At 47.5% G+C, this 13,858-nt stretch carries 9 protein-coding genes; 5 read left to right on the plus strand and 4 right to left on the minus strand.

Annotation, left to right across the window (positions count from 1 at the left end; all coding sequences use genetic code 11):
- The first annotated feature begins 397 nt into the window (after positions 1 to 397).
- A complete protein-coding gene (gene sohB, locus KU855_RS14445) occupies positions 398 to 1,417 on the plus strand; it encodes a protease SohB (protein ID WP_218530992.1) in 1,020 nt (339 codons plus the stop codon).
- Between the two features lie 138 nt (positions 1,418 to 1,555).
- Positions 1,556 to 2,566, plus strand: a complete 1,011-nt coding sequence (locus tag KU855_RS14450) for an AraC family transcriptional regulator (RefSeq protein ID WP_218530993.1) — start codon at positions 1,556 to 1,558, stop codon at positions 2,564 to 2,566.
- 112 nt (positions 2,567 to 2,678) lie between these two features.
- Here the strand turns inward: KU855_RS14450 and KU855_RS14455 are convergent, their stop codons facing one another.
- Together KU855_RS14455 and KU855_RS14460 are read right to left on the minus strand one after the other, a co-directional pair.
- Positions 2,679 to 5,321, minus strand: coding sequence for a parallel beta-helix domain-containing protein (locus KU855_RS14455; RefSeq protein WP_218530994.1), 2,643 nt, complete (start codon positions 5,319 to 5,321; stop codon positions 2,679 to 2,681).
- Between the two features lie 179 nt (positions 5,322 to 5,500).
- A complete protein-coding gene (locus KU855_RS14460; RefSeq protein WP_218530995.1) occupies positions 5,501 to 6,547 on the minus strand; it encodes a DUF3083 family protein in 1,047 nt (348 codons plus the stop codon).
- 262 nt (positions 6,548 to 6,809) lie between these two features.
- Between KU855_RS14460 and KU855_RS14465 the strand changes: the two genes are divergently transcribed.
- A complete protein-coding gene (locus tag KU855_RS14465) occupies positions 6,810 to 8,807 on the plus strand; it encodes a TonB-dependent copper receptor (RefSeq protein WP_371316366.1) in 1,998 nt (665 codons plus the stop codon).
- A gap of 66 nt (positions 8,808 to 8,873) precedes the next feature.
- Here the strand turns inward: KU855_RS14465 and KU855_RS14470 are convergent, their stop codons facing one another.
- Complete coding sequence (locus KU855_RS14470) at positions 8,874 to 9,956, minus strand: YdiY family protein (RefSeq protein WP_218530997.1); 1,083 nt, start codon at positions 9,954 to 9,956, stop codon at positions 8,874 to 8,876.
- 100 nt (positions 9,957 to 10,056) lie between these two features.
- Complete coding sequence (locus KU855_RS14475; RefSeq protein WP_371316368.1) at positions 10,057 to 10,614, minus strand: arylesterase; 558 nt, start codon at positions 10,612 to 10,614, stop codon at positions 10,057 to 10,059.
- Between the two features lie 61 nt (positions 10,615 to 10,675).
- Between KU855_RS14475 and KU855_RS14480 the strand changes: the two genes are divergently transcribed.
- Both KU855_RS14480 and KU855_RS14485 read left to right on the plus strand, forming a co-directional pair.
- Entirely contained in the window at positions 10,676 to 11,377 is a 702-nt protein-coding gene (locus KU855_RS14480; RefSeq protein ID WP_371316367.1) for an ABC transporter ATP-binding protein, read from the plus strand.
- Positions 11,377 to 13,833, plus strand: a complete 2,457-nt coding sequence (locus KU855_RS14485) for an ABC transporter permease (RefSeq protein ID WP_218531000.1) — start codon at positions 11,377 to 11,379, stop codon at positions 13,831 to 13,833. Before KU855_RS14480 ends, KU855_RS14485 begins: the two co-directional genes overlap by 1 nt.
- Positions 13,834 to 13,858 lie beyond the last annotated feature (25 nt).

The following is a 13,858-nucleotide window of genomic DNA, read 5'->3' on the forward strand; positions in this document are numbered from 1 at the left end:
GCGAGACAGTTCAAGCTTGATGGGAAACGGGATAGGGCCTATCCACGTGCGTTAAAAATGAGTAAAAACAAGTATCCCATTAAGTCTAAGAAAAATGCCGTTCACACTAAGTGAACGGCATTAGCCTTTTGGCCGGTTTTTTTGTGGTTAGCGGCTGGGCATGCTGGCGCATTGACGCAGCCGTTTACTGCGTATCATGTGCTATTTGAAACCTAGGGTAATGTGCGCTCTTGTTTCGAGTTAAGGGCGGTCGTTACCGATGAGTGGTCGCTGCGCTGGATAAAGCTGTGTTTTAGAGGCTGACTTGAATAGATATTTAATGTCATGGGTAGGACTGATAGAATAGCGCAATCTTTAGAGGCAAGTATTTTTGGCGCCTAGAATCTTGGAGTAAGAGTTGGAATTTATTTATGAATATGGCCTGTTTTTGGCCAAGGCGATTACGATAGTCGTGGCCATTGGCGCGATTGTCATTGTAGTGTTAGCCAGTGCTGTTCGTCAAAAATCCCATGCGGGCGAATTACGTCTCACCAATGTTACCGAAGAGCTGCAAGAGTTAAAACATCACCTCCAGCAGCAATTGCTGACTAAAAAACAATTAAAAGTTTACGAGAAAGAATGTAAAGACGCGCAAAAAGCGAAAGATAAGCAAGTCGAACCAGAATCAACATCGAGAGCTTATGTCATCGACTTTAAGGGCAGTATTGATGCTCATGAAGTGACCTCATTACGGGAGGAAATCAGTGCCATTTTGACCATAGCAACGCCAGCGGATGAAGTGATCATTAATGTCGAAAGCGGCGGAGGCATGGTGCATGGTTATGGCTTAGCGGCAAGCCAACTCGACCGCTTGCGTCAGGCGAATATTCCCTTGACAGTGTGCGTAGATAAAGTGGCAGCGAGTGGCGGCTATATGATGGCCTGTGTGGCCAATACTGTCATCGCGGCGCCGTTTGCCATCGTCGGCTCTATTGGGGTCATTGCTCAAATCCCTAATTTCAATAAATTATTGAAAAAGCATGATATTGATTATGAACAACACACTGCTGGTGATTTCAAGCGCACCTTGACCGTGTTCGGTGAAAATACCGATGAAGGCCGCGCTAAATTCCAAGAGGAATTAGAAGCCACTCATGAATTATTTAAGACCTTTGTCGGTCAATATCGCCCGCAGTTAGACTTAGCCAAAGTGGCGACCGGTGAGCATTGGTATGGTCAGCAAGCCTTAATGTTAGGCTTGGTCGATAAACTCAGTACCAGTGATGATCTCTTGTTAGGCTTAGCCAATGAAAAAACCGTGGTGAAGGTACGCTATCAAATGAAGAAGAAGTTAGCCGATAAAATTGCCCACGGTGCTTCTGTGTCTATCAATGCCATTTTCAATAAGTTGGCCGAAAAAAATCAGTCATTATCTTAAGCGCTGACTCCAGCTCCCCCAGTGCATCTTAAGGGCGCTGGTATCAAAAAGCCTGTAATACAGGCTTTTTTTATGGCGATTGACCATCAACACTTGAAATCAAACAAACGTTTGTTAAATTGGTGTTAAGGTGGTTTGATGGGGATAACAATGTTTGGTTATAAGGCGCAAGCCACGGTTGGAGATCAGGCTTATCCGGCTTATGAACTGCGCATTATGCTCGCAACCTTAGTGAAGTACTTACCGCCACAGTCGCCTTTAATCTCGCAGCTTTATCAAGAGTTACAGCTAAATGAAGCCAGCTTGGCTAAATGCGCCTATGTCAAAGTGTGGCAGGTACACTTGGCGATGCAATTCGCTCGGCAGAGCCTTGGCAACGCTGCAGGTGCGCTTATTGGTCAAGAATATCACCCCAAAGATCTCGATTTATTGTTGCCGCACTTCCCGCAATTCACCTGCTTACAAGATTGCTTTTTATTCATCCTTAAACACCCCAAATTGGTGGGGAGTTTATCTGATTCTATGGTGATGGATGATGGCGATTACTTAACGGTGCGCTGGCTCAATAACAGCCGTTTGCCACGACAATTGTATTGTGATTTATTCGTGCTAAGTATCACCGCACTGGTCACCGTTGCCCGTCACTTAACCGCTGAAGCAGTTTGCTTTGATGAGGTTGATTTACATGGGGAAGGTTGCGATGTTGCTATGTTTCCACAGTTGACCCAGTCGTTAAATATGGTGCATGACGTCTGTCAATGGCGCCTGAGTAAGCGTTGGTTAGCGTTGCCGATTACCGCCGCGACGCCTTTATTGCCGACGCCATTAGATTTGCCAGTGACTCACTCCATTAGTGATCAAGTATTAACCCTGTTACGTGAGCGCAGTCCCATCATACCGGCATTTGCTCAAGTTGCGTTGGCGCTCAATTTAAGTGAGCGCACCTTAAGGCGTCGATTAGCCCAGAGTAATATTAGTTATCAATTGTTAGTGGATTTGGTTCGTAGTCAGGCGGCCTTAGATCTGATTATCCAAGGACAGCTGAGTGTTAACCAAATTTCAGAGCAATTGGGTTATGGTGATGTGTGTCATTTTCGCCAAAGTTTTAAGCATTGGCTTGGCTTACCACCCGGGTATTTTCGTAAATAATCTGCCGCGTATCCAAGTGGGTAAGTGAGGCTAATTTGATGGGTTTAGCGGGCTAATTCGAGCGGATAAACGCCCAGCGGTCAAGGGTTCGACCGATGGGCGTAATCGGTGTTTACTGAGAGCAGCTTGCGGCAGGTAGTCGCTTAATCCACTCATTGATCAGGGCAACCCCTTCATCGTGACTTAAGCTGCGACCAATCTCTGGCATGCGATCACCTGGGTTAGTCGTATCCATTCTAAAGTGCATGATGGATTCTTCCGGCTTACCGGGTACTATATCAAAGCCCAAGTTACCGCCACCATAAGCGACCGGTGACTTACAGGTACCATGCGCGTAGGCATTTTCACTGTCATAGGGACGCCAATATTCCAATTTTAGACCTGTGTTGGAGGCGTTACCTTCTGCGCGATGACAATGAGCACAGTTAATATCTAAATAGCCCTTAGCGGTAGCCATTAACTCACTATCGGATAACGCGCTAATGGTATCGGCATCCATGTCATCAAACACGGGTTGCTTATCCACTTGGGCTAAATCCGGCAATTGACTCAAAATGCCGGTCTCTTGCCAATGACTGAGTTGATTCACCGCGCCATCTCCATAATCAACCAGATTGTTTAAATGCCTCGCCTTGGGACCGATAGGCATAAACACCGAGTTGGCATCGCTGGTGGGTTTGTATTGATGACACTGTTTACATTGGTTGGTGGATGGCACCACATAGTCAAAGGCTAAGGTTTCGCCATTGTGAGTCAGCGACTTGGCCTGAATGGCCCCTGGTTTGGTTAACACTGCATCGGTTTTGTCAGCGTTCCACACAAAGGGTAGTGCGGTCCAGCCAGTGGCTCGTTTAATCAGCAAACGTGTTTCGATAAGCTCTTCGTTGGCAAATCCGCGGTTAGCGGTGTTTTGCGGTAACGCAAAGGTTTTTGTAATGACAGTGCCGACAGGAAAATCAAAACTTTCATTTTGAGAGTACACCGCAGCGTGTTCATTGGGCACAAACACGAATCGATACTTAGATGCAAAATCGGTAAATAACTGAGTATTCAACCAATATGGCATACCGCCGGATTGCGGGTTGGTGGTGGGGTTGCTCTTATCGGCAAACAAATTGTAGTCCGAGAGTTTAGGGCAATTAGCGCCTAATAGGCCCTCCCAATTCACTTGGCTGGAAGTCGCTGTACATAAGGCTTGATCACCATCGCCTACCAAGCCGCCTTCACCTTCACCTATGCTGCCACCACCGCCAACCAGGTTGCCACCATCACAGCCTTGAGTGTCATCGTCAACACCACAACCAAAGATTTGAGTACCAAAGGTCACAGTATGAACTGGCAAGCTGACTTGCGCACAGTTGAGTAAGTTGGTGCCTTTGCGCTCATAGAGTACATCGGCAATGTTAGTGTCGGTGTTGTCATTGCTATATAACTGGCCGATGGAGACATCGCCGTTATTTTGGGCACACACATTGTCACTGCCATCACTGGCAAAGGGCAATTCTTGTAAGCCTAAATAAGCGGCCGTACCATTGTTTGACAGTAACTCACCTAAGCCGTCGTACAAGATGCCCGGCATATCGCCATGGGTAAGCACATAGGCTTGAATAATGTCTTTGATCAAATAGCCATTGGGCTTGGAGCCATAATCTTCAATAATGTTGTTGTGCAAATATATATTGCGCGGTGTTGGCCGCCAACCATCGCTAATAGCTTGCCCTGGCTGGCCATAACTGCCGACAAAGGTTTGGATATCTGGCTCGGCAATGAAGAAGCTACTGACGGTCACGCCGAGCGTATCATGGCCAGTAATGGTGTTATCGAAGATTTCGACATCATCAGTCGATAACACGATAATACCTGTTCCCGGAGGTACGATATGCACCCCCGCGGGGTTGGCTGATGCATTGGCAAAATTGGGGGTGTTGTTGTCATACACCTTGTTATTAAAAATACGCACGCTAGAACCGTATCTCTGGTTACCAATAGGTAAGTCAAAGATGAGAATACCGCCGGTATTGCCCATGGCTTCGTTGTCATAAACATCGGCGTATTTGGAGTTTTCGATTTCAATCCCAGCCACGTTTTCTTTGGCAATATTACGACGAACCACAATATATTGTGATTGACCCACATAAATACCCGCGTCGGCACTGCCGCGGACGTAGCTGTCTTCAATCAAAATGTTTTCACATTCTACTGGGTATAAGCCATACGCCCCATTGTCTTTATCGAGTTCGCCTTCCCAAATCGTGGCGACCCGTCTTAAGATAATGCCATTGGTATTTTTAAGCTTAATCCCATTATTTTTGGCTTCGTTAACGGCCAGATCTTGAATGATGATATTACGGGCATTTTCTACCAGCATGCCATCGCCTGAATTGGCATTAGCAAAGTTAAGTATGGTTTGATCCATGCCATAGCCGGTGATGGTAATGTTGTTAGCAAAACTGCCATCACCGTCGACATCGCCATCGAATAACAAGGTCGATTCAATCATAAACTCGCCTTTGGGCAAGGCAATGACATCACCACTTTGCGCATTAATGAGCGCTTCTTGAATTCGGGCCGTTAAATTGTCACCGGCTTCGATGATAATTGCACCCTCAGGAAAGGGGGTGGTGGGTTCGACGGTTGGTGGTGGGGTTACTTCGACCACCGGAGTGTTGTCATCACTGCCACAACCTGAAAGTGATAGGGCAATGGCGCTGGCAAGTAAACTTGGCAATAGCCATTGAGGGGTCTTGTTGGACATAGCATCTCCTGCTTTTCATTGTTATTGATAATAGATTGCACTGCCAGACCAGATATTCAATGTGAAATCTGGCCACAATTATTTAACAATTGGGTGGGGGAGGTAGCTTTCTTACTTAGGTGTATGTTTTTGTTAGTAAAAAAGTATCAGCCGAACTCGGCTGATACCTGTGCAAGAAGTTAGGCTAAGTAACTCAGGTGTTGATGGAAACGTATCATCAATTCATCTTGATGCTGATTTAAACCAATATCCTTAGCGAATTGTTGCAGTAACTGCTCGACTTGGTTCACAAAACGGCCATAGCAGCTATCAAATTGGTCATTGGCTCTCGCCACGAGTATAAATTCAGCGGTGGCAACTAATTTATCGGCTTGCCAGTGACTGACAAACTCTAAGTCATTGGCGCTGGGGTCGAAGCCTAACATCACCACATCATGCTGGCTTTGCTGTTCGCTAAATTTACTGTTACGAACTAAGCCCAATTGGCCATTCGCGACCATGGCGGCATGCTTGATCTGACTCTGATCCAAGGCGCTCGAGAACTTATCTTCTAAGCCTTGATACAAGGATGCAATGTTATGGTCATTGGCTAAACGGGCGATTAAGGCACGACTGAGCGGTAAGCTTACGGTAACAAAATTGAGGCTGTTAACGTCAGTGGGTAACACACACTCACGGGCTTGGTAACGCAGAGGTAAGGCGCGGAATTTATACCCAAAACTCTGCTTATTTCCTTTGTGGCGCGCGAACATGTCGTAGGCCAGATGCTGGTGGTCACGAATTTTAATATCTAATTCCAGCTGGGTGGCTTGCTTAAATTTAGCAATTAATTGCTGCACCTTGATATGGAAGTTGGCGGAAGTTGCGCGAATATCATCACCGGTCGCCAAGCATAATATTCTGATCTTGCGCGGCGCTTGATCCGCCGTGTGAATGAGGTTTCTGGCTTCATGACAGCTTGGATTGTAGAAAATAAACACCTGATTGGCATTCTCAATGCAATAGGATTCGCTGTTATGGCGCACTAGCGGCAATTTATCATTCGCAATGATATGGCAGTTAAAGATCTCAGCCTCATCAGCTAGGGTAAAAATTGCCTGAGTCATGGCGTCAAGCGAGCTAAAGGCTTGTTCTATGGCCGAGGTGTAATGGAACTCGGCGCTGATGTACTGCACGGTGCGGGTATCAATGGGAACATACGCTTTTTGTAAATGGCGAGAAGACATACTTACTCCTTGTAATTGTCACGTTATCCAAGCCTAGCAAGAGATTGTGAAGATAAAGTTGCGCTAGCTCTAGCATATAACAAATAGCTGAATTTTTGATGAAAATGTGGACATGATCGCACCAAGGTGCGACATGATGTCGCACTTGATCTGCTCCTGCTGTTCACCCTCCCGTAAGCTCTGCACAATGCCAGCCATATCAGCCTCATAGCGGCGAGTGTCAATGTGATGGTCATGGTTGACCACAACAAAAAGGATGAAGATGAACAAGCTAATCTTAAGCAGTGCCATTGCCAGTGTGTTGACTGGTATGTCGATGACGAGCGTAGCGCAACCACTGGATTGTGACAGCCCTCAGGGGTGTGATGAGCGGATGGTGGTGAAAGGCGAGCTGATGCGGCAACCTTTGACTGTGGTGACCGATCCCAAAAAACCGCGATTACCTTTGCCATCCTATGATGGCGCCGGATTTTTAAAGACTATTCCTGGATTTAGCATCAATCGTAAAGGCGGTGGTGGCGGCGATCCCTCCTTGCGTGGCTTAGGTGGCTCACGAATTAATATCGTCGATGATGGTCAGCAAACCTATGGCGCTTGTGGTGGGCGTATGGATCCTCCGACCGCGTATATTTACCCTGAGTCTTATGACAGCATCGAGGTGATTAAAGGGCCACAATCTGTGCGACATGGCCCAGTGGGGTCGGCGGGAACCGTGTTGTTTAATAAAGACAGACATAGTTTTATCGAGCCGACGACCACAGGGCGTGGCAGTGTGACTGCGGGCAGTTTCGATAGGCTGGATTATATTGTCGAGTTACGCGGGGGAGATGAGCACTATTATGTGGATCTCGATGCCAACCAATCATCAAGCGATCATTATAAAGATGGTCAAGGCAATTTAGTGCAGTCCAGTTATGACCGTCGCAATATGGATTTGGCCTTAGGTTGGACGCCGTCAGATGACAGTGTCGTCGAACTGAGTTATGGCAAGTCGGATGGCGAAGCGGAATATGCCGACAGATCTTATAAGGCTCGGGCGATTGAAAATGAAAACTTCACCTTATTAATCGAACATGAGTTTGCTGGTGAGTACCTGCAGTCGCTAGAGTTTCAAGCTTACAGTAATGACAATGATCATATCATGGATGATTTTGACAAGAACCTGACCAACAACTCTGGCGCCCATGTTAATCGCTCCACTGCTGGCGCTCATTTATGGGGTGAATTTGCCGTGGGTGATCTGACCGTGATGACGGGCATGGACATGCAGGATTCGACTCACCAAGTCTTTAAAGTGGCGCCGAGTCTTGATGGCAGTTTGGATGATTTGCTGGCAGGTAAATTAAAGGATGATTTAAGTTATCTGCAGTTTGGGGTATTTGCTGAATTTGAATATCGCATCGATGGTATCACGCTCGTCTCAGGGCTTCGTTATGATCGGTGGCAGACTGATTTATTGATGCCGCAATCGCAACAACGAGATGACGATCTCTACAGTGGTTTTGGCCGCATTGAGCATGCGATTGGTCATCACCAATATTATATGGGGCTTGGCCATGCTGAGCGGATGCCAGATTATTGGGAGTTATCTAAGTCGCAGATCGATATACCCACGGCAAAAACCTTTGATATTTCACCTGAAAAAACCACTCAATTAGATTTTGGCTGGATTTATAACCCAGGCGACCTGACCTTCTCCAGCGCCTTCTATTATGGTGAGATACACGATTACATTTTAATTCAAGCGTTCAAAACCGCCAATGGCGATAAGAGCCAGACCGCGCGTAATATTGATGCCACCATCTGGGGCGGAGAATTAGGTATGGCGTGGCAAATTAGTGAGGGTCTTGATACTCAAATCAGTCTGGTATACGCCCATGGTGACAATGATACAGATGCATTGCCGTTAGCGCAGGTATCGCCATTAGAAGGTCGAGTCACCATAGATTACAGCTTAGGAGATTGGCGTTTTGGGCTTTTATGGCGCTTGGTGGATAACCAAGATCGTGTAGCTGCGGGCCAAGGCAATATTTCCGGCCTTGATCTCGGTGAGAGTGCGGGATTTGGCACCATAGCCTTAAATGCGGCCTGGCACAGCGGCGATCATGTGCGCCTGAGCTTAGGGGTAGAAAACCTGTTTGATAGAGAGTATGCCGAACACATTAGTAAGTCTGGCGCCATCAATGATGTTGGCTTACCTATGCTGAGGGTCAATGAACCAGGTCGCAATGCGTGGTTGAAGCTGGAGTATTTGTTCTAGCTCGAGAGCCGTAAGGCCGCCCTTAACTTAGCAAGTAAGTGAAGGGCGGTTTCTAGACAATATCACTTATAAGTCAATACCAAAGCCAATAATGAACTGGTAGTCATTTTGCTTAGGCAAGAGACCGCTGCTATCGGCTTTCGGATCTTGAGTGTGATCCCACACAAAGGATAAATCCAAATCAAAGGTATCGGTTAATTCTACCGATAAGGTGCTCACGGCATGGTGAGTGTAACCGCCAGACGCTTGATTGCCGTACTGCATCCGATATTGAGCAGTAAAATCAATGTCGCTGGTCAGTTCGGTGTCAAACACGGTATCTAACACTAATGAGGCTGATGATTCGTCTTGGGCTTGACCAACTTCGACTTGTTCATATCGAGTGTAGGTATAGGCCGGACCGCCTGAGATACTCCATTCCGTTTTACTGTTATCTATGATGTTATAACCGATACCCGAACCGAGCGTGGTTCGATAATCTAAGTTTAAGAATGGATCGCGGTAGACTTCAGCGAACACTGGGCGCAAATAAAATTGCTTAGAAATAAACCAGTCAAAATTCGAATTAAGACGATGGTTATTGGTGGTGCTGGTACCGTCAGTACGGCTATAGTTGCCGATATAATCGGCGTTAAACCGAGACTCAGTGGTGCGACGGCTGGTTTTCGCCAGGGCGGAGTAATCAAGCTGCGAAGTATTACCTGAGCGCAAGTTAGCCCCTAAGGTGATCTTGCTTGACCAATAGTTGGCTTCAGTGGCCTTACCGGCAATGATGGTCATAATTTGGCTCGGGTCAAATTCCACGCCATCAAGATAGGCCTTGCCTTGGCTAATGGTTAACTTACCCGAACGGGTGCTTAAATCAGTAAAGCCAACGCTAACAACCCCTGAACTTTGTACCCAGCTGATATCATCCCAGTCTAATTCGAGGGTATCTAAGGTATCGCTTTCAAACTCCAGCTTATCGTCATATAGGTGCTTGATTTCACCTTTAAGTATTTCATCTGAGGTTAATTTAACCCAGTCAAACTCACTGTTTGATGGCAGTTGGAGAAGCGCTAAAGCTGACTCTTCGGTATGGGCGTAAACAGGTAGGGCAATAGCAAGACTGCTTGCCATAACACAAAGGGGTAAAGCATAAAAACGCATAGCATTCTCCGTTGATTGAGGGACTCAGGCTGAGCCCCGCAAAAAACGCATCATTTTATCGGCAAATTTGCGGAAATCAATCATGACGATTGCGGCAGGTTTACTCGTCAATATTTTTAACAATATAAGGCTGCATCCATTGATTGATTAACGGTTGCGCCTCGGCATTCGGGTGAATGCTATCACGTTGCATCAAATGCGATTTAGGCGCAATGTCCGTCATAAAAAATGGAATGAGCTCAACCGCCATCTTGCTAGCAATATCTTGATACACTTGATTAAATTTTTGACTATAGCGCGGTCCGTAATTCGGTGGCACCATGATTTCAGTGAGCAGCACTTTGGCATTGGCTTGCTGTGACAATTGAATTAATTGTGTAAGATTTTCTTTTAGTTGTTGTGGTGGAAAGCCGCGCAAGCCATCATTACCGCCAAGTTCAATCACCACGAGGTCGATGGTTTGGTCGGTAAATAAGGCGGGCAGACGCCTTAACGCGCCGCTGGACGTTTCGCCGCTGACTGAGGCGTTGATGATGTGATGCTGTGGTAGGTCATCTTGTAATAATTGAACCCAGCCTTGTTCCTCCGAGATCCCGTAGGCGGCACTGAGACTGTCACCCAAGATCAGGATATTGGCCGCATAGCTCGACGTTGCAATAATGAGCGAGGCGAGGGATAAAAGCAGTGATTGCTGCAGCAAAGTACATAAGGATTTTAGTGTGGAAAACAATATCATTAGCTCAATCAACCTTGAAAAGACAGTCCAGACCCAAGAGGGCGATTTGACTATCCTGGGGGGCATTAATCTTGAAGTCAAGTCAGGGGAAACTGTCGCCATTATTGGCCCTTCTGGCTCTGGCAAGTCCACCTTACTCGGGCTCTTGGCGGCGATGGATACGCCGACGTCTGGGGATATTATTCTTGATGGTGTCTCCTTGGCGGGTTTAGATGAAGAAGCCAAGGCTCGGGTGAGAAAAAATAAACTGAGTTTTATTTTTCAGTCCTTTTTGTTAGTCGATACCTTAAGCGCACTCGAAAACGTGATGTTGCCGGCTGAATTAGCAGGCGTAAAAGACGCCAGAGCCCAAGCCCAATCATTACTCGACAAAGTCGGCCTGAGTCATCGAGTCAATCATTTACCCAAGCAATTATCCGGTGGTGAACAGCAACGGGTGGCTATTGCTCGCGCCTTTATTTGCCAGCCTAAGGTGTTGTTTGCCGATGAGCCCACCGGCAATCTTGATGCTAATAATGGGGACAAAATTGCCGACATGCTATTTGCCATGAATCAAGACAGCCACACCACCTTAGTGTTAGTGACTCATGATGAAAAACTGGCCCGTCGTTGCCAACGACAGTTACTGATGCAAGAGGGCAGACTCACCGAAGTCACTGAACCTGCTCAAATCGTGGAGGCCTAATGACCAATAACGCTCCGCTCGCCTGGCGCTTATTTACACGAGAGTTAATGCAAGGGCAATTACTGTTGATCATTTTTGCCATTACCTTGGCGGTGATGGCTGTCAGTGGTTTAGCCGGTGTCAGTGACCGTTTACAGGCCGCCATTAGGGCACAAGCGTCTGAATTTATTGCCGCTGATCTGAGCCTTGACTCACCGCAAGCCATTGATGAGACCTGGTTGCAACACGCCGACAGCCTCGGCTTGTATGTGGCGACCAACCTGATTTTTAATTCGATGTTATTTCACGATGACAAGTTTCAGTTGGTGACTGTTCGCGCCGTGGATGAACATTACCCCCTCAAAGGTCAGATTGAGCTAGAGTCTGGTCATACCGCGCAATTGCCCCAAAGAGGACAAATGTGGTTTGAAGGGCGATTGGCAGGCTTATTAGGTCAGCCACAATCGTTGGAGCTTGGGCTGTCGCAGTTTCAATTAACGCAGGAGATCCGGCGGTTACCGGATGCGGGTTTTAACCCATTTGCCCAATCGCCAATTGTGTTGATCTCGATAAAGGATGTGGCCGCGACGCAAGTGTTACAGCCGGGAAGTCGGGTGACCTACCTGTATCAATTTGCCGGTGATGACGCTGCCTTAGCGGCATTTAGAGACTATTTAACCCCGTTAATGAACAACTCTCAACGCTTGGTGGATGTTGGCTCTGGCGAATCACCGATTGCTCGAGCCATTCATCGGGCCGAGCAATTTTTACTGCTCGCCAGCTTATTGGGGATTGCTTTGGCGTGCGCCGCGATTGGGATTGCCGCGCAGCGCTATTGTGAGCGCCATTATGATGTGGTGGCCATGCTCAAGACCTTTGGTGCCAGCAGCGACCAAATTCGGGCGATATTCGGCTTACACTTGCTGTTAGTGAGTCTCGCTGGCATCAGCGTCGGCTTATTGCTGGGGTGGTTACTGGATATTGGCGTGAGCCAGATGTTACCTGCCGAGTTAACCGCGGTCAGCCCAGACTGGTGGCGACCGGCAGGGCTGGGTTTTATCACTGGCCTGGTTAGCGCGTTTATGTTTTCTGTGTATCCGCTCTGGCGCTTATTGGCTATCCCGCCGCTGCGGGTGTTTCAGGCCCAATTGCAAGGGCGGGTGATGGGTCAGTGGTTGCACATTATCATGAGCATGTCTGCCATGGGCTTATTAGGTTATTTATATAGCCAGAATCTGGTGTTGACCCTCTCGGTATTAGCCGGTGGCGCGTTACTGGGTATTTTGCTGGCGATCTTAGGCGGCCTGATGATCCGTTTAGGTCATGGTCTGGGCATGCGCACCACTAATCCTTGGCAGTTAGCACTGGCAGGATTACGCCGCAGAGCGCGGCAAAATGCGGTGCAATTGGTCGGATTTTCCAGTGCTTTGGTGCTACTGTTGACCATTTTGGCGTTAAGAAATGATTTGCTCAATGAATGGCGCTCGCAACTGCCAGAAAACGCCCCTAATTATTTCTTAGTCAATATCGCGCCCAATGATCAGCAAGCCTTAAGTGATTTCTTTGAACAACAACAAATCGCACTGGGTGACATCTATCCCGTGGTGCGGGCTAGGTTGGTGGCAATCAATGGTGAAACCTTGATTTCCCGTGCCATGGAACAACAAGGGCAAAGTGGACGCGTAGGTATCGATAGGGAGCTTAATTTAAGCTGGCGCGATGATGTTCCACCTCACAATCAAATTATTGCGGGGGCGTATCAACAGCAACCTGGTGAGGTGTCGGTCGAGTCGAAAGTGGCCGAACGCTTGGGGTTAACCTTGGGAGATGTGTTAAGTTATCGCATCGATAATCAACCGTTAGACGTCACAGTCACCAGCATTCGTAAAGTGCGGTGGGAGAGTTTGCAGCCAAACTTCTTTATGTTGTTCCATCGCGACGATTTGGCCCCATTTGCTTATACCTCAATGACCAGTTTTTACTTGCCCGACAGTGAACGCCATAAAGTTCTGAGCCTAATTCAGGGCTTCCCGACGTTAGCGATAATTGATGTGGGTGCCATGATGACGCAACTGCGGGGCATTGTTGACCAAGTGTCGGTGTCATTAAGCTTAGTCTTGGTGCTGGTTTTGGCGGCCAGTAGCTTAGTGTTATTTGCGCAAACGGAAGCGGGAATGGCGCTGCGGCAGCGTGAATTGGCGGTATTACGCACCTTTGGTGGCAGCGGGCGCTTATTAAAAACGGCCACGGCGTTAGAATTCGCCTTGTTGGGGGGGATTTCAGGGATATTAGCCGTGGTGGTGTCAGAATTCACCTTGTATCTACTGAAAACACAAGTATTTGAGTTAACAGTTATTTGGCATCCGAGCTGGTGGATTGTGGCGCCATTACTTGGCGCTGTCGTGGTGGCGTTATTGGGGTTATGGCGGTGTCGGCGCTTGCTGAAAAAGAGTTGCCGGCAATTGTTAACTGATTAACGCGGGCACCTGTCATGCCCCCTGA

This window comes from Shewanella sp. NIFS-20-20, assembly GCF_019209865.1.
In the GTDB taxonomy this organism is placed as follows: Bacteria; Pseudomonadota; Gammaproteobacteria; order Enterobacterales; family Shewanellaceae; genus Shewanella.

What these genes read in the sequence shown, in the direction of transcription:
- KU855_RS14450 (WP_218530993.1), top strand. Translation starts at nt 1,556, where the DNA reads ATGGGGATAACAATGTTTGGTTATAAGGCGCAAGCCACGGTTGGAGAT.
- KU855_RS14455 (WP_218530994.1), bottom strand. Translation starts at nt 5,321, where the DNA reads ATGTCCAACAAGACCCCTCAATGGCTATTGCCAAGTTTACTTGCCAGC.
- KU855_RS14465 (WP_371316366.1), top strand. Translation starts at nt 6,810, where the DNA reads ATGAACAAGCTAATCTTAAGCAGTGCCATTGCCAGTGTGTTGACTGGT.
- KU855_RS14470 (WP_218530997.1), bottom strand. Translation starts at nt 9,956, where the DNA reads ATGCGTTTTTATGCTTTACCCCTTTGTGTTATGGCAAGCAGTCTTGCT.
- KU855_RS14460 (WP_218530995.1), bottom strand. Translation starts at nt 6,547, where the DNA reads ATGTCTTCTCGCCATTTACAAAAAGCGTATGTTCCCATTGATACCCGC.
- KU855_RS14485 (WP_218531000.1), top strand. Translation starts at nt 11,377, where the DNA reads ATGACCAATAACGCTCCGCTCGCCTGGCGCTTATTTACACGAGAGTTA.